This window comes from Dyella humi, assembly GCF_044904605.1.
GTDB classification, from domain to species: Bacteria; Pseudomonadota; Gammaproteobacteria; order Xanthomonadales; family Rhodanobacteraceae; genus Dyella_B; species Dyella_B humi.
Genome location: NZ_JADIKI010000023.1, coordinates 2,006,310 through 2,028,782, shown reverse-complemented (window position 1 = coordinate 2,028,782; position 22,473 = coordinate 2,006,310). Strand labels below are relative to the sequence as shown.

Here is a 22,473-nt window from a genome sequence, read left to right as displayed (position 1 = left end):
ATTGTATTCATTGATTCACAATGAGCATGAATATCAGCCTCCGGCAGTTGCGGGTATTCTTGGCCGTGGCGCAGCAGCGCCACTTTCGCCGCGCGGCCGAGCACCTACATCTCAGCCAACCGGCGGTCAGCCGTCACATTGCCGATCTGGAAGCCGAACTCGGCGTGCGCCTATTCGATCGCAGCACACGCGAAGTACTCCCTACCGAAGCGGGCCGCTATCTGGAAAGCGCAATCGAGCGCGTGTTGGACGAACTCGAAGGCGTGCTCGATCACGTGCATTCCGAAGGCGAACGGCGACGCGGCAAAATCCGCATCGCTTCAGTGCCCACGCTGTCGGCTAGCCTGATGCCGGCCTGCATCGCCGATTGCGCGCGCGAATATCCAGAGCTCACGATCCAGCTGCACGACCAGGCGCAAACCCTGGTGCTCGACAGCGTGCGCGGCGGCGAGGTGGATTTCGGCATCGCGATCGAACCGCCCGAAGCCGGCGATTTCGACAGCGAAATCATCATGCGCGACCCGTTTCGCCTGGCCTGTCGCCCGGATCATCCGCTGGCACGGCACAAGACCGTGCCATGGAAAAATCTGCAAGGCCAGCCGCTGGTGCTGCTGGATTATTCCTCCGGCAGCCGGCGACTGATCGACCAGGCCTTGCAGAAGCACGGTGTACAGGCGCACGTCGTGCAACAGACCGGTCACACACATACGGCGTTCCGCATGGTGGAAGTGGGGCTGGGCGTTACCGTGACGCCCATGCTTTCATCACCGCCGCCAACACTTGCTGTGCGGCCATTGACGCCTACCGAACAACGCGCCGTGACGTTGATTCATCGCCGCCAGCGCTCGCTGTCGCCATTGGCGGCGCTGGTGTGGAATCGATTGCGCGAGCTGGCCACCAAAGGCCCGCTCACACAGCGTTGAAGATTTGCTTCTTACGCTTACAACAAATTCGCGGATGCAACGTTTCGGTGGTCGCACTCCTTTGGCCGTCCTTCCGGAGAAGCCTCATGCGCTACGAACTCTATTACTGGTCAGGCATCCAGGGCCGCGGCGAATACGTGCGCCTGGCGCTGGAAGACGCGGGTGTCGACTACGTCGACGTGGCGCGCGAACGCGGCGACAACGCCATCATGCCGTTCCTGCGCGGCAGGCAGGAAGGTGCGTTGCCTTTTGCGCCACCATTCCTCAAGGCCGGCCGCTTGGTGATTGCGCAAACGGTCACCATTCTCGCTTATCTCGGCCCGCACCTCGGCCTGGTGCCGGGCGGGCAGTCGGCGGAAATCTACGCGCAGCAACTGCAGATGACGATTTCCGATTTCATTGTGGAAATTCACGACACGCATCATCCCATCGCCGCCAGCCAGTACTACGAAGAACAGCGCACGGCGGCGCGCAAGCGTTCCCAAGTGTTTCGCGAGGAGCGCCTGCCAAAATTCCTGGCTTATTTTGAACAGGTCATCGAGCGTGGCAATGGCCGGCAAGCACTTTCGCGCCATTCTTATGTGGATTTGTCGCTGTTCCAGCTGATCAGCGGGCTCGACTACGCGTTTCCGAACGCCATGCGCCGCATGCAGAAACGCATTCCGCGTTTGCGCGCCCTGGCCGAGCGCGTCGCAGAACGGCCAAACATCGCCGCATACCTGGCGTCACCAAGGCGTATTCCGTTCAACGAGGAAGGCATCTTCCGCCACTATGCGGAGCTTGATCCGACGCGCTGAGCGACGCCTCAAAACAAGGCGATGACCAGCGAGCCGGCCACGATCAGCAAGCCGCCGATCAGCACGGACCAGCTCGGCTTTTCGCCCAGCACCACGAGGCCAAGAATGATCGCCATCGCCACGCTGAGCTTGTCGATCGGCGCCACCTTGCTTATCGGCCCCAGTTGCAGCGCGCGGTAATAGCACAGCCACGACAGCCCGGTGGCGATGCCCGAAAGCACCAGAAACATCCAGCTATGCCACGGCAAGCCGGCAGGCTTTGCCCACTCTGCACGCAAGCTGAGAATGCCCGCCGTCACGGCGAGGATCACCACGGTGCGGATGAACGTGGCGAGATTGGAATTGATACCCGCCACGCCCAATTTGCCGAACAGCGCCGTCAGCGCGGCGAAAAACGCCGAGCCCAGAGCGAACAGCAGCCAGCTTTCGCGCAGATTCATGAGTTAGAGCGGGAAACGGGGAACAGGGAACAGGGAACAGGGATCATGAAGCGCAACAAGAAAAAGGCGATTTCGCCGACGGTAGCTGAGGAGCACATACGGCCAGCCTGCCGTGTTCTTCGCGTTCCCCGTTCCCCGTTTCCTGTTCCCTGCCATCACATCACTGCCCGTTATCTTCCGTGGACGATGCAGACGCCGGCTTGGTGTTGCCCCACTCCATCACCTTGTACATCACCGGCTTCACCGGCGGCTGGCCGTTCGGATCCAGCATGTGGCCGTCCGGGTCCACGTTGTAGATTTGCTGCAGGCCGTGCTTGGGCGTGACCACCACCATGTAGACGCGGCCGTTCTGGCGGTATTCCTGGATAGTGTTCTCGCCTTCCTGACGCACCCTCACATCCGGCGGCGGCTGGCCATTGGCGTCACGGCCGGCCGGCACGCCTGCAACTTTCGGCACCGGAATCGGCTTGCCGGGCAAGTGGCTGGGTTCCATCTCCGCAGGGCTCGAAACCGGCCGGCTACTGGTGCTCGCCGCAGCGGGCTCCTTGGCCGGATTCACACCTGGATCGTTCATGCCGGGCGGCGGCGGTGCAGGTGCGAAATGAGGCGTGGCCGACGATGAGGACGATGTCTGCGCGAAAGCCGACGAGGTGGCCAGAAGCGAAAGGGCGAGCAAGCAGGCGGCATGTTTCATGGTTGGGGACACCTCATCGGGGATGGCAAGCATACCAATCTCGGGAATCGTAAATCGTGAATCGTCGAAGCGGGGTGTCGCAAGCTCGCGGATGGCCGCTCCCCACTTATTTACGATTCTCGATTTACGATTCCCGATAGAATCAAAGGCATGCCAAACCTCACGCTCATCGACGGCTCGTCGTATCTCTATCGTGCCTTCCACGCGCTGCCGCCTCTCAGCAATGCGCAGGGCGAACCCACCGGCGCATTGTTCGGCGTGGTCAACATGCTTCGCACGACACTGAAGGCGAAACCCGATTACGTGGCGTTCGTCAGCGACGCCTCCGGCCCAACCTTCCGCAATGTGCTGTACGAGAAGTACAAGGCGAACCGCCCGCCGATGCCCGATGACCTGCGCGCGCAGATCGAGCCGATGTTGCAAATCGTCGGCGCACTGGGCTTTCCGATCCTGCGCGTCAGCGGCGTGGAGGCGGATGACGTGATCGGCACGCTCGCCACGCAGGCGCACGAACACGGCGTCGACGTGTTGATTTCCACCGGCGACAAAGATCTGGCACAGCTGGTGCGCCCAGGCATCACGCTGGTCAACACGATGACCAACACCACCATGGACAGCGCCGCCGTGATGGAGAAGTTCGGCGTAAAGCCTGAGCAGATCATCGACTTCCTGAGCCTCACCGGCGACACCGTCGACAACGTACCCGGCGTCCCCAAGTGCGGCCCCAAGACCGCCGCGAAATGGCTGGCCGAATACGGCTCACTCGACGGCGTAATGGCCCATGCCGACAAGGTCGGCGGCAAGATCGGCGAATACCTGCGCGAAGCGCTGCCTGCGTTGCCGTTGTCGCGCCAATTGGTGACGATCAAGATCGACGTGCCATTGGACTTCACCGTACAACAGCTCGCCTTGCGCGAGCGCGACATCGAAGCACTGCGCGAGTTGTATACGCGCTATGAATTCAAGGCCGCGCTAAAGGAACTGGACAGCGCCACCGCGGAAGTCGTCACGACACCTTCGCCCGCCACGGCGCCAGTGGTGGTCGAGCCTGCGCGCATCGATACCTCCAAACCGTCCGTTGACCTCGCCGCGCAAGGTCAGTACGAACTCGTCACCACGCAAGCACAATTTGATGCATGGCTCGCGCGGCTGCACGACGCGCCGCTGATCGCCTTCGATACCGAAACCACCAGCCTCGATGCGATGCGGGCGGACGTGGTCGGCATCAGTTTTTCCGTGCAACCTGGTTACGCCTGTTACATCCCGCTCGCACACGACTATCCTGGCGCACCCGCGCAATTGCCACGCGACAAGGTGCTCGCCGCGCTCAAGCCGATCCTTGAAGATCCCAGGCGGCCGAAAGTCGGCCAGCACGCCAAGTACGACATGAACATCCTGTCGCATTACGGCATCGTCGTGCAGGGCCTGGCACACGACACCATGCTCGAATCCTACGTGTGGAACGCCACTGCAACGCGGCACGACATGGATTCGCTGGCGAAGAAATACCTGGGCTACGACACGGTGAAATACGAAGAAGTCGCTGGCAAGGGCGCCAAGCAGATTTCGTTCTCGCAAGTGGACCTGGATACCGCCTGCCGCTACGCCGCCGAAGATGCCGACATCACCCTACGCCTGCATCATGCGCTGTGGCCCCAACTGGAAGGTGAGCCGAAGCTGCGCAAGGTCTACGAAGACATCGAAATACCGCTGGTGCCCGTGCTGGCCAGCATGGAGCAGCGCGGCGTACTGATCGATGTGAACGAACTGCGCAAGCAGAGCCAGCATCTCGGCAAGCGCATGCATGAGCTGCAACAGGAAGCATGGAAGTCGGCCGGTCGCGACTTTAATCTCGATTCGCCCAAGCAATTGCAGGCAATCCTGTTCGACGAACTCGGCCTGCCGGCGAAGCTGAAAACGCCCACCGGCCAACCTTCTACCAACGAAGAAGCGCTCGAGGCGATTGCCGAGGAACACGCGCTGCCGCGTTTGATCCTCGATTACCGCGGCCTGGCCAAGCTGCGTTCCACTTATACGGAAAAGCTTGCCGAGATCGTCAATCCACGCACTGGCCGCGTGCACACCAGCTATCACCAGGGCGCGGTGGCGACGGGACGCATTTCGTCCACCGATCCGAACCTGCAGAACATCCCCGTGCGGACTGAGGAAGGCCGGCGCATCCGCCAGGCTTTCATTGCGCCGGAAGGCTGGCTAGTGATGGCGGCAGACTATTCGCAGATCGAGTTGCGCATCATGGCGCATCTGTCAGGCGACGAAGGTCTATTGCGCGCATTCCACGAGGGCGGTGACATCCACCGCGCCACCGCGGCGGAAGTATTCGGCCTCGAACCTGAAGCCGTTACTAGCAACCAGCGCCGCGCCGCCAAGGCGATCAACTTCGGCCTGATGTACGGCATGAGCGCCTTCGGCCTCGCGCGCCAGCTCGGTATCGACCGTGGCGAAGCCAGCGACTACATGGCGCGTTATTTCTCGCGTTATCCCGGCGTGCACGCCTTCATGGAAGCCACGCGCGAACGCGCGCATCGCGACGGTTACGTTGAAACCTTGTTCGGCCGGCGCCTTTATCTGGAGAACCTGAAGTCGCGCAACCAAGCCTTCCGCGCCGGCGCCGAACGCGCCGCAGTGAACGCGCCGATGCAGGGCACCGCTGCCGACATCATCAAGCGCGCGATGATTGCCGTGGCCGCCTGGTTGAAGGATCGCGACGACGCGCACATGTTGATGCAGGTGCACGATGAACTGGTGTTCGAAATCCGAGCCGACACCGTCGACACCGTGCGCGATACGATCCGCCAGCACATGTCTGGCGCAGCGGAACTGCAGGTTCCGCTGGTCGTGGATGTGGGCGTGGGTAAGAACTGGGATGAGGCGCACTGATGGCGCCTCAATCCATGAATCCCTGCTGACCACGCAAGTATTTCTGCACTCTCTAGTGAACTTTTTGACCGCTGCTGCGTTCTAACTCTACGGATGCACGCAACGGCATCCCCCGGCGACCCACCTCCCTGGGTCGCCACCCGGAGTCGGACCTCTCCCCTGGGTCTCCGATTCCCCGGCCCCGCGAACTTCCCCCTAAAGTTCGCGGGGCCTTTTCTTATCTGGGATGTGTTATCCGGGGTTTTTCTTGCCCCGCGTCAGGACATGCGCCGACGCAACCGTTAGGATGCCGTTACGAGACCGGCCACCGCCCGCCGGCCACCAAGAGTTGTCCGCAGTGCACACCAAAGGGAAACCTACTTCCTTCGACATTGCCCATCTGACTGGGGTCTCACAGTCCACGGTTTCACGTGCCTTGCGCGGCAGCCCGCTGGTCAGCGAGGAGACGCGACAACGCATCAAGGCTGCGGCCGACCAGCTCAACTACAAGGTGGATAAAAACGCCTCGAACCTGCGCTCGCAGCACTCAGGCACGCTGGCGCTGCTGCTGTTCGAGGATCCCACCGCCGACGACTCGCACATCAACCCTTTCTTCCTGTCGATGCTGGGCTCGATCACTCGCGCTTGCGCTCTGCGCGGCTACGACCTGTTGATCTCGTTCCAGCAGCTATCCGACGACTGGCACGCGGATTACGCCGATACCAAGAAGGCCGACGGCATCATCCTGCTGGGTTATGGCGACTATCTGGCCTACCGCGACAAACTGCAGAAGCTGGCCGCGCAAGGCACGCGTTCGGTGCGCTGGGGCGCGGTGCTGCCAGACCAGCCGGACGTCTCCATCGGCTGCGACAACTTCCAGGGCGGGCAGGCGGTAGCGGCCCATCTGCTCGAACAAGGCTGCCGGCGCATCGCCTTCCTGGGTGACGCTTCCAGCCACTATCCCGAATTCTTCGACCGCTATCGCGGCTACGTCTCCACCCTACGGGAAGCTGGTGTACAGGCTGACCCCGCCCTGCAAGTGGACGCTATCGAAAGCACCGAGCAAGCCGGCTACGACGCGGCCGAGACGCTGCTCCAGCGCGACGTTCCATTCGACGCCGTGTTCGCCGCCAGCGACCTGATCGCCATCGGTGCGATGCGTGCGTTGGCCGACCGCAACATCAAGGTGCCCGAGCAGGTTGCGTTGGCAGGCTTCGACGACATTCCGATGGCCCGCTTCCTCAACCCGCCGCTGACCACCGTACTGCAGGACACCAAGCTCGCCGGCGAAACCCTGGTCGACAACCTGTTGAGCCTGATCCGCCGCGAACCGGTGGAAACGCACCTGCTGCCGGTGAAGCTGGTGGTACGGCGGTCCAGTCAGTACGGTCCCCCCTGAACCCGTCGCCCTGGCGCAAGCCGGGGCCTGTTGTCTTTCACGGCTCCACCGTCACTGGGCTCCGGCTTGCGGCGGGGCGACGACATCGTGTCGATTTCGTTCCGTCTGCTTCGTCGCTTATCCGAAAAGCTCATTCAAACCACGGAGAAAACACCATGTACGTCCAGCCCTACCTGTTCTTCAGCGGCCGCTGCGAAGAAGCCCTTGGTTATTACGAAAAGCATCTCGGCGCCAAGGTGAACGCGAAGATGCGTTACAAAGAAGCCCCGCCGAGCGATGGCCCCGGCTCGGACGCCAATGGCGAGCACATCATGTACAGCAACTTCACCCTTGGCGACACCGTGCTGATGGCGTCTGACGATTGCGTCAACACGAATACGAAGTTCCAAGGTTTTTCGCTATCGCTTACCGTGAAGACCAAAGATGAAGCCGATCGTGCATTCAACGCGCTTGCCGATGGCGGCAACGTGCATGCCCCGCTGGGCCAGACCTTTTTCTCGCCCTATTTCGGCATGGTGGTCGACCGTTTCGGCATCAGCTGGATGGTGATCATTCCGTCGGAACAATAAGGAGAACGCGCCATGCGTTACATGATGCTGATGTTGCCCGCCGGCTACCGCGATGCGGCGTCCGATGCCAGGCCAAGCGCCGAGGCGGTGGAAAAGATGATGCGTTTCAACAAGTCGCTGCAGGAAGCCGGCGTGCTGTTGGCGCTGGACGGCCTGCACCCGCCTTCGGCTGGCGTGCGCGTCAGTTCGGTCGATGGCAAGCCGAAAATCGTCGACGGCCCCTTCACCGAAAGCAAGGAAGTGGTGGGCGGCTATTGGATGATCGACGTGGGCTCGCGTGAGGAAGCCGTGGCCTGGGCTTCGCGTTGTCCGCTCAACCCCGGCGACACCATCGAGATTCGCCAGGTGTTCGAGATGACGGATTTTCCACCTGAAGTTCGCAAGACTGCCGAAGGCTTCGAAGATCCGCGGCACTCGGCCGCTTGATGCAAGACCATGAACTTGCGCCGGAGCGATGCAAGTGCTGTGATCGGTGACCATGACGGTCACCGACATCCATCGCACGATCGAAGCGGTATGGCGCATCGAATCGGCACGGCTCATTGCCGGCCTCGCGCGCATGGTGCGCGACGTGGGGCTGGCCGAGGAATTGGCGCAGGATGCACTGGTGACCGCGCTCGAGCGCTGGCCGGAAAGCGGCGTGCCGGACAACCCCGGCGCGTGGCTGATGACCGCCGCCAAGCATCGCGCCATCGACCAGCTGCGACGAAAAAAGCTGATCGAGCGCAAGCATGAAGCCCTCGCCTACGAATCGGAAGGCGAAGCCGGGGACGGCAAGTCGGAGCTGGAAACCATGCTCGACGACGACATCGGCGACGACCTGCTCAGGCTGATCTTCACCGCCTGCCATCCGGTGCTTTCCGCCGAGGCGCGCGCGGCGCTCACCCTGCGCCTGCTCGGCGGCCTGACCACGGACGAAATCGCGCGCGCGTTCCTCGTACCGGAGCCGACCATCTCGCAGCGCATCGTGCGCGCCAAGCGCACCTTGTCGGAAAAGCACATTCCTTTCGAAGTGCCGCGCGGCGAAGAGCGCGACGAACGGCTCGCCTCCGTGCTCGAAGTGATCTACCTGATTTTCAACGAAGGCTACGCGGCCACGTCGGGCGACGACTGGATTCGTCCGGAGCTGTGCAACGAGGCGATGCGTGTTGGCCGCGTGCTGGCCGGCCTCGCGCCGCGGGAACCGGAAGTGCTGGGTTTGATGGCCTTGATGGAGATCCAGGCATCGCGCCTCCGCGCACGCACCACACCTAACGGCGAGCCGATCCTGCTGCCGGATCAGGATCGCAGTCGCTGGGATCCGCTACTTATCCGTCGTGGCCTGGCCGCATTGGAACACGCGGAAAAACTGGGCGGCGCACGCGGTCCCTATGCACTGCAAGCCGCCATTGCCGCCTGTCACGCACGTGCGCGCACCGCAGAAGTCACCGACTGGCCGCGTATCGCCGCTCTCTATGCCGAACTGACGCAGGTACTGCCGTCGCCGGTGGTGGAACTCAATCGCGCGGTGGCGGTGGCAATGGCTTCGGGACCTGCAGCAGGCCTCGCACTAGTCGATACGCTGGCGGATGAGCCATTGCTGCGCAATTACCATTTGTTGCCTAGCGTGCGCGGCGATTTGCTAAGTCGTTTGGAACGCCACACAGAAGCGCGCGAGGAGTTTGAACGCGCCGCATCCATGGCGCGCAATGTGCGGGAGAAGCAGTTCCTTCAACAACGCGCCGCCGCCAGTGCAGATGCCGCACGTCAATCGTAGGTTGGGGTGAGGCGCAGCCGAACGCCAACATCACGACATGCATGGCAGCGCTGGGGTTCGCATACGCTCACCACCCACTACGGTTCGCCACTCACCCAGCCCCTCTCTCCGAAGGACTGAGCGATCCCGCAACCGCCGGCTCACTCACCCGCAACACCGTCAACCCGGCCACCAACAGACTCACCCCGCCCAGCAGCAGCGCATAGATCGGCTGCCCATGGAAGAACACACGTAACAGCACGCCGAGCACACTGGCGGCGAGCAGCTGCGGAATCACCACGAAGAAATTGAAGATGCCCATGTACACGCCCATCTTCTCCGCCGGCAGGTTGTCCGACAGCATCGCGTACGGCAGTGAGAGGATCGACGCCCAGGTGAAGCCCACGCCCACCATCGGCAGCAGCAGCCATATCGGATCGCGAATCAGCAGGAACGAAACCAGTCCGGTGCCACCCAGCCACAAGTTGACTAGATGGCTGATTCGCAAACCCCAGCGGCGCACCATCAGCGGAATCACCAAGGCGGCCACCGCCGCGAAACCGTTGTAGGCACCAAACAGCACGCCCACCCAGTTGGCGCCGTTGTTGTATGCCTCCGAGTGCGGATCGCTGCTGCCGAAGTGCACCTGCGCCACACCCGCGGTGGTGTAGATCCACATCGCGAACATCGCGAACCAAGAGAAGAACTGCACCAGCGCAAGGCGACGCATTGCAGGTGGCATGTTGTGAAGATCGGTCATTACCTGCGTGAACATGCCGCCGCCGCGTCCCGCGCTCAGCCACAACTGCGAAAAACCGAATGCTGCAAGCCCTCCGGCCAGCAGGTACAGCTCGTGCTCCAGATGATAGGCGTGCACCAGCCACGCACAGAGCAATGCCGCCGCCAACCAGAGCAATCCGTAACGGGCTGCGTTGGGGCGCTCCACTTCGATGGGCTCAGGCGCTACTGCATCGGCAAACAGACGAAGTTGGTCCGGTGGATATTCGCGCGTAGAAAGCACCGTCCACAGCACCGATCCAAGCAGCACCACACCACCGATGTAAAACGCATCACGCACCGTATCGGGAATACCTTCGGCCCCGGCGGTATTGCTTACGCCAAGATGAGCCAGCAGATAAGGCAACAGCGACGCCACCACCGCGCCCAGGCCGATGAAGAAACTCTGCATCGCATAACCCAGCGGCCGTTGCCCAGTCGGCAACTGGTCGCCGACGAAGGCGCGGAATGGTTCCATCGACACGTTGATCGATGCGTCCATCACCCATAGCAGCACCGCGGCGATCCACAGCGCGCCCGAGTTGGGCATCCACAGCAAACCCAGCGTCGCCAGCACGGCTCCGGCAAGAAAATAAGGACGACGACGTCCCAATCGTCCCCAGGTGCGGTCGGAGGCATAACCTATCAGCGGTTGCACGATCAGCCCGGTGAGCGGTGCGGCGATCCACAACATGGGAATGTCCGCCACGCTTGCACCTAGCGTCTGGAAGATGCGGCTGACGTTGGCGTTCTGCAGTGCAAAGGCAAACTGGATGCCCAGGAAACCGAAGCACATGTTCCATATCTGCCAGAACGACAGGTTCGGTTTGCGATTCATGGCGTACCCGTGGTGGGCGTGATGATGAGATCGCCGATGCGCGCATCGTTGAGCGGCCCCTCGATGCCGCCCTTGCCGCCGGTGTAGTGCGCGAAGTGGCTGAGGTCGCTCATGTTGAAACCTTGCTCCAACTCGAAGCGGCATGCCGTGCCGGCCTTCGCGGTGATCACGCCGTAAGTGGACAATTGCTCGCCCACGCTGTGTGGCATCACGATGGGCACACGCTGCGGTGCGTCGTTACCGCAATGCGCCACCAGGAACTTCACCGCCGCGGTCACGCCGGTCTGGATGGAGCCATGATTGTTTTCATACCGCAATGCGACGCGATAGCGACCGGAAGCCGGTGCAGTCCACGAGCGCGGCCAGCTGTCGCCGAGCGCCACCGGTTCGCCGCCGCAAACAGCAGGGCTGTGCAGCGATTCGATGCCGTGCTCGTCCACACGGGTCACACTCACGCAGGGCGGTTGCGCACCTTGCGCAATATACGTACTGCTGTCGATGCGACCGACGCGCTGACCGTCGGCATACAGCACCACCTTGCCGTCCGCCTGCACGCGCCAGCCCTTGTTGTCCTTGTCGATCGAAGGCGCATCGGGTGCAGCCGGCGCATACAGCGGCGCGTCAGTGCGCACAGGAAGGGCCGCCACGTCGATGCCTTTCAACGTCACTAGCGTTTCCGTGCCGCGTTGCTTGATCGTATCCGTCACCAGCAGATCGCCGTGCAGTGCATGCGGGCGGCGCAGGGTGATGGTGCGGTCCGGTGTGCGCAGCGTGATGCTTTCCCGCTCGCCGAACAGCATCGGCACCAGGGACGCCGGCAGCTTGGGTTCGATGCGGCCATCCTCGGTGAGGCCGAACACGCCCTCGCTCACCATGTCCAAATAGGCCGCCACGGACCACAGCTGGCGCGGCGAGTCGACCACCGGGCCGCTGAGCTTGCCCTCATCGACGTGCGTGGCCTGCGTGACCAGTTCGTAGTTCTCCATGTTGGCGCCGGACATCGCTGCGCCACGCATGATCGAACGCAGTTCGTGCGCGATGCGCGCCGGATCGTTCACTACGCGCGCCGCACGCAGCGCATAAGCGCTGACGAACGGCCAGATCGCGCGGTTGTGATAGATCGGCTGATCGGCCCGCTCGGGCCAGATCACCGGGCTTCCCGCCGGCCACGTCGGATAGTTCGCCAGCGCGATGCGCGCGGCGTCGCCTTCGGCAACGCCGCTGGTGATCGCCAGCGCGGTGCCGAGCAGATCGTAGGTGTCGTAGGGTGTGCCGTCGCCGCCGATGTAGCTCATGTACATGCCGCGATCCTTGCGCCAGAAATGCGCATGGATGGCGTTTTTCAACGCAGCGGCCTGTTCCTGATAGTGCTTCGCCCTGGTGCCATCGCCGTGCGCCTGCGCCAGCTTCGCTCCAAGTTGCAAGGCTTGGTAATGCAGCACATTGGTGGAAAGCGCGAACGATTGCGCGATGAACACCACGTTGTCGGCAGTCCACACCGGATACGTCTGCTCGCGCCAGTCGAGGAAGGAGGTTTCGCCACGATACAAGCCGAAATCCGCATCGAAGACGTACTGCCGATCCTGCGCCAGCGTGTCATTCAAGGCGCGATAGACGTTATCGGCAAAGACCTTGTCATCCAGCAAATGCTGCGCACCGAGAAACCACACCACGCGATCGGTGCTGATCGGCCAGCTGCCGCCGGAGCCCGTGTCCTGCATCACATACAGGCCTTGTGGCAGCGACGGATCACGCACGTCCGACAGCTTGAAGCTCAAGCCGTTGCGCGAGCGCTGCGGATCGAATTTCCACAACCCCAAGTCGATGGAATAAGAAAGATCGCGCGTCCACACGTACGGCCATTTCGCGCCGGTTTCGAAGCAGGTGCAGGGAATCGGCTGGCCGTGATCGAACGCGCCGTCGCGAATCGCGGTGACCGAATCCTGCTTGAGCTCGTCCTGCGCCATCGCGAACAAGCCATCGAACAGGGGGCTCGCCGTATCCACACGCATGCCTTGCGCAGCGATGTCGCGCTTGCCGAACGGGCCGGTCAGGGTGAAACGCCCATCTTTCGTCTCGCTCATGTGCGCCTGTGCGCCACGCCAGGACATGTCATCGCGCCACACATCCCCTTGGGCGCCCGCAGCCAGGGCCGCCATCATCACAACGCTCAGCATGCACACTCCGCGGATGGGTGATTCAAAATAGACTTTCCCTGTTATGTCACGACGCGAACCGATGCACATGCTGCAGTTGCAGCATGGCGGCGGAGATTTCGTGCGAGGGAGCGTGCATGGTAGGCAAGCTCGCAGGTGGCGGCAGATTTATGCATACGTATTCATCCACCTAGCGCTGTGTAGGTTGGGGTTCGCATGCGCTCACCCCAACCCACCGGCGTCACCGCAGTTCGATGACAACCAGCCCCTGCGGCGGAATATCGATGAGCAGGCGACCGTTCTGCACCGCCATAGACTCCGGCGCCGCCAACTTTCCCGCTGCGCGCAGTTGCGCAATCTGCTCGCGACTGGGGAAATCCGGCCGCCCCATGGCATCGAACGCAGCGACCGCATTGCCGTGACTTTCGTCCACGTGCCACACGGCTGCCTTCGCGTTCGCGCCCAGATGCGACACGTCCACGTCGAAATGCTTGATCGAACCTTGCGGAGCGCCCTTGGTGTAGGTATCGGTGTCGCCAACCGGCGGCGCATAGTTCCACAACGCCAGCACCACGGTGCCGTCGTCACGACGCGTGACAAGGGCACTATCGGAGGAACCCGGCAGGCGCGTATCACCTAGGCGATGCAGCATGGCAAACGCGTTGAACGCGGGCTTCTCGATGCGATCGGCCGCAATCAAGCCGAAGCCGCCATAGAACGGGTTGCGCACCACGCCTTGTTCCTCGAACACATCGGAGAAGGCCCAGTAACTCATGATCTCGACCTTGCCGGCGCATTCGCGGATCGTGTTCGCCATCCACGGCCCCATGTAGATCGTGTCCGTGACGTTGGGCAGGTTCGCGTACGAAGCGTTGTACTCGCTATAGATCAGCGGCATTTTCGGATAAGGGGAGGCTGCGATTTCACGATGCGCCTTATCGACCGCGCGGCACACCATGTCGGCGCGCGGAATGTTCTCCTCCGTCTTGAACACGTTCTGCGCGGTGTCATCGCCGTACACGTGCGTGCTCACGAAATCCGCCGGCACCTTCGCGTCATGCACGTGCTTGAGGAAATCCGGCACCCACGCCGCCTGCGCCGTGGCCGGGCCGCCCACGCGCAGGCGCGGGTTGACCGCCTTCAGCGTGCGTGCGGTGTGGTCGTACAAGGTGAAATACGTGGATTGCTCCGGCCGACCGCCCCAGAAGGTGAGGTTGGGTTCGTTCCACACCTCGAAATACCAGCTGGCCACTTCGTCGATGCCGTAGCGGGCGACCAGATGCTCGGCGAAGGCACGGATCATCGCATCCCACTCGGCGTAATCCTTCGGCGGCATCACGTTGGGGTGATACCAAAAATCATGCTGCTGCGAAGGATCGGAGCTGAGCTCCGGCGGCATGAAGCCCAGTTCGACGAAGGGTTTGATGCCGCGCTCCAGCAGACCGTCGTAGATCTGGTCGACGTAGGAGAAGTTGTAACTGATGCGGCCATCCTTATCGCGCCGTACCAAGCCCACGTCGCGGTCGAAGATGCCGTGGAAGCGCACATAGCCGAAGCCGGTGGCCTGGTGCACGGCCTCGATGTCCTTGCGGTAGTCGTCTCGCAGCGCAAGCGATGCGCGGCCTGAGCCGAACATCTGTTCCCAGAAATGGGGGAAGGCCGTGCCCTTCGCCGTGGCGTCGACCTTGATCGCAACCGTGTCGGCAGGTGGCGTTGCAGCGTATGCGACGCCGAAAGCCAGCAGAGCAGCGAAGCCTAGCTTTGATGCAGTGCGGCGTAACGGGATGAGATGGGGCATGGCGGTTCCTTCGGGTTTTGCCGGCATGTAAACGTTTACTATCGGAAGACGCAAGTGTCTTACAGATAAGGGGCTGCGTTCAATGCCGTATACCTCGAAATGGCCGCATCTGCGTAGGCTGGGATGCTAATCCCAGCATTACCATCCACATGAAGCTGGGATTTTCATCCCCGCCTACGCCGCATCAATGCGAGCTGGCCGCCCGCAACGCCACATCTCTCACCACACCCGCAGGAATTCGCAGCAAGGTCACGCTGCCATAGCGATCGTGATCGACCGCCCATCCCTCGCCCTTTGCAGCGAGCAGGGCATCCGCGCCGGGGTAGGACTTGAGCGCGCTTGTCCCTACTTTCACGGCAGCAGCCGTCACGCCATACACTTTTACCAAGTAATACTTCAGCGTCGGTTTGTAGCTGCCATGCGCGACTTCGGTGCTGAATTTCGCATCATCGCCATCGCGTTGCGCCATCCATCGCTGCGAAAAGAATGCGCCATGCTCGTAGGCATAGGTGCTGCCGTCGTCGTCGTAATAATCGAAGTGCGTGGCATGGTCGGCGGGAAAAACATCAACCGTCAGCTCGGTCACCGGCTGCTCGCTCACGTAATCCATCGCAGGCTGCGTAGGAATGATCGCGCCCTGGCGAATGAAGAGCGGGATGTCTCGCCAAGTCTCGCTGTCTACCGCGTAATGGATGGTTTGTCCGCCCTGATAGACCTTGCCAGTGAAGTAATCAGTCCACTGTCCGACTGGCAGGTAGATGTCCTTTTCCGTCTGGCCTTTCATCACCACGGGCGAAACCAGCAGGCTTTCGCCGAACATCCATGCGTCCACGTCATCGCGCACTTGAGGATCGTTCGGATAGTCGAAAGTCAGCGGGCGCACGATGCCTACGCCTTCCGTCGTGGCGGCGCGCTCGTAGCTGTAGATATAGGGAATCAACGCATAGCGCAGACGCATCGCATCGGTAGCGGCCTGTTCCGCCGTGGCGCCGTACATCCATGGCTGGCGCTTCTCACCCAGCGTGCCGTGCACGCGGAAGATCGGCACGAATGCGGCAAATTCGATCCAACGCGCGTAGTTCTCGTTGTCCGGATGGCCTTTGAAACCGCCGCCGTCCATACCCCATTTCATTTCACCTACATCGATGGCGCTCAGCATGCGCTGGCGCTGCGCCGCCATGCTGTCGAAACCGGTGTCGATGTCGCCGGACCACAGGCCATAGGCGTAACGCTGCGCGCCGAGATAGAAATCGCGGTTGATCGACCAGACGCGGTTCGGTGTATACGCGCGCTGCCCTTCGTATAGCGCGCGCTGCATGTTGAGGAATTGCGTGTTGCTGTTGGTGTCATCCGCCTCGTCGTTCCACCAGCCAACGATGCCGGTATCGAGGGAATGCTTGAGCGCATCGTTGAAGAACCACGTGCGCACCGCGGCTTTGTCGAAATCCAGCTCGCGCACGGGCTTCAGCGAGAAATAATCCATGTTCTGCGGCCGGCTGACAGCCCAGAAGTCATGCGCCTCGGCATAACGGCCCTCCACGGTATCGACATGGATGCGCGGCTTCATGATGCCGGTCATGTGCATGCCGAGCTGATCCATCGTGGTTTTCAAAGCGCCGCTGGGGCCGTCCGGAAATTTCTTCTCGTTCCAACGAAACTCGCCGTAGTTATCGTCGCCCCAGGCCTTCCAGTCGAAGTCGAACGTGAAGTTGTCGATCGGAATATGCCGGCTGCGATAGCCGTGCACGATGGCCAGCAGTTCCTGCTGATCGATGCCCCACTGGCTGTTGGTGAAACCCATCGCCCACTTCGGGAACATCGGTGGCGCACCGCTGAGTGTGGCGAGCGCTGCGAAGATCTTCGGCGGCGTGCCGGCGATCACGTCGTAGCTGACGTCCTCGCGGCTGATGCCGGTGACGTCGATATGCCCATCCGTCAATTCGAACTTGGCGCCGACCGTGTCGACCAGCACGCCGTAGCCGCGCGTGCTCCACACGAACGGTCCGCCCGGATAACCCTGCTCACCGGCCTTGGCGATCTGCACGCCTTGACGCAGTAAGCCGCCTTTGGCCGGTTCGAAGGCATCGTAGCCGCCGATACCGTACAGCGCGTCGGCGTCATCGTGCTGCAGATCGATACGGCGATTCATCAGCGTGGCAGGATCGGTCTGCACCAGCACATGCCCTTGCGCGTCGGCAATGATGAGGCTACCGGCCTGCTTGTCCCAGGTGGCGACCAGCTCGCTGCTCGCCACGGATGTGTTGCTGGCGATGCTGCGGACACGCAGGTTGGAAAGCGTATCGCGCGAGGCGCGCGGATCCATCACGGTGCCCGGGCGCGTGCTCAGACCCTGCGGCATGCCGTGAATCTGCACCACATTCGGGGCAACGAAACGCACCGTGATGCGATCTTTGCCTTGCACGAGCTCGAGGCCGCGCGCATCAGCGTGTTCGAGCTGGAAAGCTGGCTTGCTTTGATCGGCGAGCGCCGCGTGAAACGCCGAAACGAACAACAGGCCGCAGATGGCCAAATTGCGCAGGGTTGTCATCCACCCATCCTTTTTATGTCGCTTGCTGCGTGCGGAGATGCTGCCCCCTCCCCTGCTTGCAGGGGAAGGAGATGTTCAAGCCTTGCTTCAAGCTCCCGAATATAACCGCACTACATCGGCATGGGGATAATTGAACGCGATCACTGCAGCACGGCAGTCGTATAAGGCGGCAAGCTCAGCCTCCCATTCTCCAGCACTACACCGTCCTCGCTCTGCAGCAGCACGGACGAAACATGTGCATCCGCCCCCAGCTCGAACACGCGTGCTTCACGCGATAGGTTGTGCGCCACTAGTACGCGCGATTGCGCGTCCTTTAGCGTGTAGGCCAGTACGTGCGGATCGACCACCGGCATGTCATGCAATACACCATCGCGCAGCGCGCTTATCTGTTCACGCCAACCGATCAGCTTGCGGTACAGGTTGAGCAGCGAAGCAGGATCGTTCTGCTGCGCTTCCACGGAAATCGCCGCATCATCGCTCGTACTCCAGTCCTTCCAGCTCGCCGTGCCCTCCCCCTTGCCGTTGCGATACCAGCGCATCGGCTCGCGGATATTCTCGTCCGGCTTGGCGCCCTGCATGCCCAGCTCTTCACCGTAATAGATGAAGGGATGTCCCGGCAGCGTCAGCAACAACGCGGCAGCAAGACGCATGTGCGCCATGTTGTCGTCGAGCTGGCTCATCACGCGTTCCTGATCGTGATTAGTGAGGAACGGCGCATCGTCGAATTTACCTTGCGCATGCGTGCGATAGGCCGCATAGCTGTATTCGAGCCCACGACCGATGCCGAGGTTGCGTTCCTGGTTCACGCTCTCGATCAGCTGCGTCGCCACCGGAAAATTGAACACGGTATTCAACGGGCCCATGTACGGCGTCAAATCATCGGGATTCTGCCGCGCCACTTCGCCGACCAGCCAAACGTGCGGATTCGTCACCTCCAGCGCATGACGATATTCGGCCCACCAACGCGCGTTCTTCTGCAGCGCGATGGGATCGTTCATATCGGTGCGCAGGTCGTCGTAGATATGCTGCGCGGCGTCCAGGCGAAAACCATCCACGCCCTGCCGCAGCCAGAACCGGCCTACCTCGATCATTTCCTTGCGCACGGCCGGATTGTCGTAGTTGAGATCGGGCATGGCGCCGGTGAAGGTGCCTTCGTAATACGCCCCGTTCGACGCGCGATGCCAGGCGGGACCGCCGACGGCGCTGATGGCATGCAGATCCGTACCGGGCTTGGCCCAAAGGTACCAGTCGTGATGGGGGTCCTTCGCATCCAGCGCCGCCTTGAACCAGGGATGCTGATCGCTGGTGTGGTTGATCACCATGTCGATCACCACCTTGATGCCGCGCTTGTGCGCCTCATCCAGCAGCTTCTTGAAATCCTGCAGCGTGCCGTACTGCGGATTGATGCCTTCGTAATCGGTGATGTCGTAGCCGTGATAGCTCGGCGAGGGATTGATCGGCATCAGCCAGATGCCGCTGACACCCAGCGATTTGATGTAATCGAGCTTGGCGGTGATGCCGTTGAGATCGCCGATGCCGTCGCCGTTGGTGTCATAGAACGCACGGACGAAGATTTCGTAATAGACGCCGGATGCCTGCGCGGCGGACTTGGCGACCGCTGCATCCTCGCGTGCAAGCGCAGGCAGGCACAGCAGCGATAGTGCCGCGGCGATCGCGACGGAACGTAATACGGCAGAGAGCTTTGACATGGATCGTCTCCCGGAGGTGGAGGTTCGTTGCCTCGGCGGCGGCCGCACAACGATGTCCAGGGGACGACTATAGCGTTCGCGCCACGAAAAAGACCCGGTTCCACAATCGTCAACAGAACCGGGCGGGGGGAACGTGCCGGACACCACGGGGGTGCCCGGCACGATTGCTTTGCTTAGAGCTTGAAGTTGACGCCCAGGTAGCTGGTGCGTCCGAAGTACTGGATGGTGCCGGTCTGCTGCGGATTGCCGCCGAAGTAGGTGCGCGTCGGCTGATTGCTCAGGTTGAGCATCTGGTAGACCACGCTCAGCTGGCTGGTGACGTTGTACGAAGCCTGGAAGTCGTACACGGTTTCGGCCGCGAACGTCACCAACTGGTTGGTCACCGCAATCTGCGTGTTGGAGAGGAACGACGAACGGTGGTTCGCGGACAGACGGGCAGAGAACGTGCCGTTGTCGTAGAACACCGCCGCACTCGCCACGCGACGCGACAAGCCAGGCAGGCCGATGTACGTGGTCGGGCCGGCCAAGTTGGTCGGGTTGCGCACGTTGCTGTTGGTAAGCGCCAGGTTCGCATCGAAGCCCAGGCCCGACCAGATGCCCGGCAGGAAGTGCGTCTTGGTAAACGAGGCTTCGAAGCCGCGCACGTCGCCGCCCTTGGCGTTGTAGGACGTCTGATACTGACCGTTCGCGTAAGGCTGACCGGTCGCCGGATTGGTCGGCACCGTGATGCCCACCGACGCGAAGTCGAAGTTGTTGTACGTAACGTTCTGAATGAACGAATTCACTTTCTTGAAGAACACGCCGGCCGTCACCGCGCCGGTGGAATCATTGAAGTAGTGTTCGTAATCCATGTCGTACTGCTGTGCGCGGAGCGGATTCAGCAGCGGGCTGGTACCGCCCCACACGTTGTACTGGCCGTTCGACACCCACGAACCGGCACCGGCCAGCATGGTGTTGATCGGCGGACGCGACAGCACCTTCGAGGCCGAGAAGCGGGTCTGGTCGTTGTCCGTCCAGTGATAGATCAGGTTCACCGACGGCAAGTAGTCGGTGTAGGTCTTGCCGGACTTGATCGGCGCATAGTCCATGCTGCTGTTGCCGTTACCGTCGACGATCAGCACGCCCTCGCCATTACCCACCTGCTGCAAGCCGTAGCTGTACTGCGCCTGGCGGGACACGCGAACGCCCACGTTGCCGGTCAGCTCATGACCAAAGAGCTGCGCATCGATATCGCCCATCACGAACAGATCGCGTGTCTTCTCGTTGACCGAACCGCTCTGGATTTCAGACCAACTCTGGTCGGTGATGTTCTTCACCGGGTTCGCAACGATGCCGTGCGCAGCAAGGATCCCCGGACCATTGAGCGTGAGGAAGCAGGGGTAGCCACTGAAGTTGCCCTTCCAGCAGGTGACGTGCGCATCGGCCGCCGGAATGGTCAGCGGCGGTTCGCCGGCAACCGGCGAGGTGTTCCATTCCGAGCCATACACGTAGACCTCGCGATCCGCCCGGTAGTCATGGTTGTTGAGGTATACGCCTGCCTCGATCGCCGAGAACAACGGGTTGTTCGGCAGGTCGTATTGCACGGCTGTGCGGAATGCCTTGTCCTTGTCGTGATAGATGTACGGATACACACCGTAGCGCGACAGCGCCATGTCGTTGAGGTTGGTGTAGACGCCCGGATTGGCGACCGAAAAATCGCCGATGGAGCGTCCCTTCAACTGGAAATTCGCAGACTGCGCCATTAGCTGCGGATTGCTGGTGCCCAGGCCGGTGTAGGGATCGGCAGTGGTGTCGACGTTGATCTCATTGCTGGAAGCATGCGACAGCGACACATCGGATTCGACGTGCCAGTTGCCGTGGTTCCACTTCAGATTGAGGCCGCCGGAAAACACGCTGGTGTTGTCGGTGTAGTTGTCGGCCGTGGTTTCGTTGGAGAACTGGTTGCCGCCTGTGCCGGCCGGATTGCTGCTCGCCGTACCGCCGACCACCGTACCCAGCGAACTGAGTACCGGATTGGTGATCTGCGCATTGTTGCCGTAATAGTTCTGCGAACGTAACCCAAAGCCGTACGAAGAATTGTCGAACTTCGAGAAGAACGTGTCTGCCGTCAACTGCAACTCTTCGGTCGGTTTCCACACCACCGTGCCGAGATAACCGCGACGACGCTCTTCACCACCGTTCTGCTGCAGCTGCACGCCTTCCGGCAGATAAGCTTGCTGCGAGCCGTTCTTGTTCAGCGTATACAGGCTGCCATCCGACGCCTCACCCACGAACTGCTCGGATACGTGCGGTTGATACATATCCGCAAAACCCAGGCCGATACCCAACGTGTTGTCCAGGAACTTGCCCTGGTACGCCACGCTCAGGCGATATCCCATCGCGTTGGCGTTCGGCACATCATGCGCCTGGCCGTCGTAGCTGCCGCGCGCATCGATGTTGAGCGATTGATCCTTGCTGTTTTCCAGCGGATTGGCTGTCTGCAGCGCGATGGTACCCGCCACGCCGCCTTCGATCAGCGAGGCCTGTGAGGACTTGTACACAGTCGCCATGTTGATCAGCTCCGACGGATACTGATCGAACTGGATGTAGTTGGTGCCGCTGGTCGACGGCTGTTCGCGGCCATCCAGCGTGGTGAGGATGAAATCGCCCGAGAGACCGCGGATATTGATCTGGGAAGCCTGGCCGGCAATGCGCTCGGCCGAAACGCCAGGCAGGTGCGTCAGCGAGTCCGCGATGGACTGATCCGGCAGACCGCCGATATCGGCCGCCGTGACGACGCTCTGGATGGTGTCGGCATAGCGCTGATAGTCGATCGACTTCTCGACGCTGCTGCTGAAACCGGTCACCGTCACCGTGGACAGGCTCTTGGCCAGTTGCGACTGGCTCTTCGGGCTGGTCATCGACTGATCGGAACTGCTACTGCCGCTGTTATTGCTTGCAGTGCTCGTTTGCTGCGTGCCAGGCGCGGTCTGCGCGCCGGCATCACCCGTCGCAGCCTGCACGCCAAAGGCAGTAGTTAGACCGGCCGAAGCCAGAGCGATCACCAACAGATTACGCTTGAGTATCACGTGTCCCCTCCCCAAAAATATTTTTTGTAGTCGCCTCTTGTTGGTCGCCGACGCGAGGTTCGCGGTGCTGTCGGCGCCCACGCAGACGGACGAAACCGGCGGCGTGAGCGGATGGTAGGGCGCGCGTTTCCAAGCAAACCACATC

The 22,473-nt window shown here is 61.6% G+C and carries 15 protein-coding genes; 7 read left to right on the top strand and 8 right to left on the bottom strand.

Annotated elements, in window-relative coordinates; translation table 11 throughout:
* Positions 1-26: 26 nt before the first annotated feature.
* Both ISP18_RS20090 and ISP18_RS20085 read left to right on the top strand, forming a co-directional pair.
* The gene (locus tag ISP18_RS20090) at positions 27-923 is read left to right on the top strand and encodes a LysR family transcriptional regulator (RefSeq protein WP_380011654.1); all 897 of its coding nucleotides are present in this window, start codon (positions 27-29) and stop codon (positions 921-923) included.
* Positions 924-1,009: 86 nt separating this feature from the next.
* Complete coding sequence (locus tag ISP18_RS20085) at positions 1,010-1,720, top strand: glutathione S-transferase (protein ID WP_380011651.1); 711 nt, start codon at positions 1,010-1,012, stop codon at positions 1,718-1,720.
* Between the two features lie 8 nt (positions 1,721-1,728).
* Here ISP18_RS20085 and ISP18_RS20080 read toward each other — a convergent pair whose 3' ends face one another.
* Both ISP18_RS20080 and ISP18_RS20075 read right to left on the bottom strand, forming a co-directional pair.
* The gene (locus ISP18_RS20080) at positions 1,729-2,160 is read right to left on the bottom strand and encodes an EamA family transporter (RefSeq protein WP_380011648.1); all 432 of its coding nucleotides are present in this window, start codon (positions 2,158-2,160) and stop codon (positions 1,729-1,731) included.
* A gap of 160 nt (positions 2,161-2,320) precedes the next feature.
* Positions 2,321-2,854, bottom strand: a complete 534-nt coding sequence (locus ISP18_RS20075; RefSeq protein WP_380011645.1) for a DUF2782 domain-containing protein — start codon at positions 2,852-2,854, stop codon at positions 2,321-2,323.
* Positions 2,855-3,004: 150 nt separating this feature from the next.
* On the opposite strand from ISP18_RS20075, the gene polA reads away from it, so the two are divergent.
* The 5 genes from polA (at position 3,005) to ISP18_RS20050 (ending at position 9,455) form a co-directional block, all read left to right on the top strand.
* The gene (gene polA, locus ISP18_RS20070; protein WP_380011642.1) at positions 3,005-5,752 is read left to right on the top strand and encodes a DNA polymerase I; all 2,748 of its coding nucleotides are present in this window, start codon (positions 3,005-3,007) and stop codon (positions 5,750-5,752) included.
* Between the two features lie 286 nt (positions 5,753-6,038).
* Positions 6,039-7,130, top strand: coding sequence for a LacI family DNA-binding transcriptional regulator (locus tag ISP18_RS20065; RefSeq protein ID WP_380011639.1), 1,092 nt, complete (start codon positions 6,039-6,041; stop codon positions 7,128-7,130).
* A 155-nt stretch (positions 7,131-7,285) separates the two neighbouring features.
* Positions 7,286-7,699, top strand: a complete 414-nt coding sequence (locus ISP18_RS20060) for a VOC family protein (RefSeq protein ID WP_380011636.1) — start codon at positions 7,286-7,288, stop codon at positions 7,697-7,699.
* A gap of 12 nt (positions 7,700-7,711) precedes the next feature.
* Complete coding sequence (locus ISP18_RS20055) at positions 7,712-8,125, top strand: YciI family protein (RefSeq protein WP_380011633.1); 414 nt, start codon at positions 7,712-7,714, stop codon at positions 8,123-8,125.
* A 52-nt stretch (positions 8,126-8,177) separates the two neighbouring features.
* Positions 8,178-9,455, top strand: a complete 1,278-nt coding sequence (locus ISP18_RS20050; protein ID WP_380011630.1) for an RNA polymerase sigma factor — start codon at positions 8,178-8,180, stop codon at positions 9,453-9,455.
* A 91-nt stretch (positions 9,456-9,546) separates the two neighbouring features.
* On the opposite strand, the gene ISP18_RS20045 is transcribed toward ISP18_RS20050, so the two are convergent.
* The 6 genes from ISP18_RS20045 to ISP18_RS20020 all read right to left on the bottom strand — a co-directional run bounded on the left by ISP18_RS20045 (position 9,547) and on the right by ISP18_RS20020 (position 22,328).
* Complete coding sequence (locus ISP18_RS20045) at positions 9,547-11,049, bottom strand: MFS transporter (RefSeq protein WP_380011627.1); 1,503 nt, start codon at positions 11,047-11,049, stop codon at positions 9,547-9,549.
* Positions 11,046-13,226 carry an alpha-L-rhamnosidase-related protein gene (locus ISP18_RS20040; protein WP_380011624.1) on the bottom strand — a complete coding sequence of 727 codons (2,181 nt, stop codon included), beginning with the start codon at positions 13,224-13,226 and terminating at the stop codon, positions 11,046-11,048. Before ISP18_RS20040 ends, ISP18_RS20045 begins: the two co-directional genes overlap by 4 nt.
* 220 nt (positions 13,227-13,446) lie before the next feature.
* A complete protein-coding gene (locus ISP18_RS20035; protein ID WP_380011621.1) occupies positions 13,447-15,003 on the bottom strand; it encodes a GH39 family glycosyl hydrolase in 1,557 nt (518 codons plus the stop codon).
* A 184-nt stretch (positions 15,004-15,187) separates the two neighbouring features.
* The gene (locus ISP18_RS20030; RefSeq protein WP_380011618.1) at positions 15,188-17,551 is read right to left on the bottom strand and encodes a TIM-barrel domain-containing protein; all 2,364 of its coding nucleotides are present in this window, start codon (positions 17,549-17,551) and stop codon (positions 15,188-15,190) included.
* A gap of 140 nt (positions 17,552-17,691) precedes the next feature.
* Positions 17,692-19,260, bottom strand: a complete 1,569-nt coding sequence (locus ISP18_RS20025) for an alpha-amylase family glycosyl hydrolase (RefSeq protein ID WP_380011615.1) — start codon at positions 19,258-19,260, stop codon at positions 17,692-17,694.
* Positions 19,261-19,433: 173 nt separating this feature from the next.
* Positions 19,434-22,328 carry a TonB-dependent receptor gene (locus ISP18_RS20020; RefSeq protein WP_380011612.1) on the bottom strand — a complete coding sequence of 965 codons (2,895 nt, stop codon included), beginning with the start codon at positions 22,326-22,328 and terminating at the stop codon, positions 19,434-19,436.
* Positions 22,329-22,473: the final 145 nt, after the last annotated feature.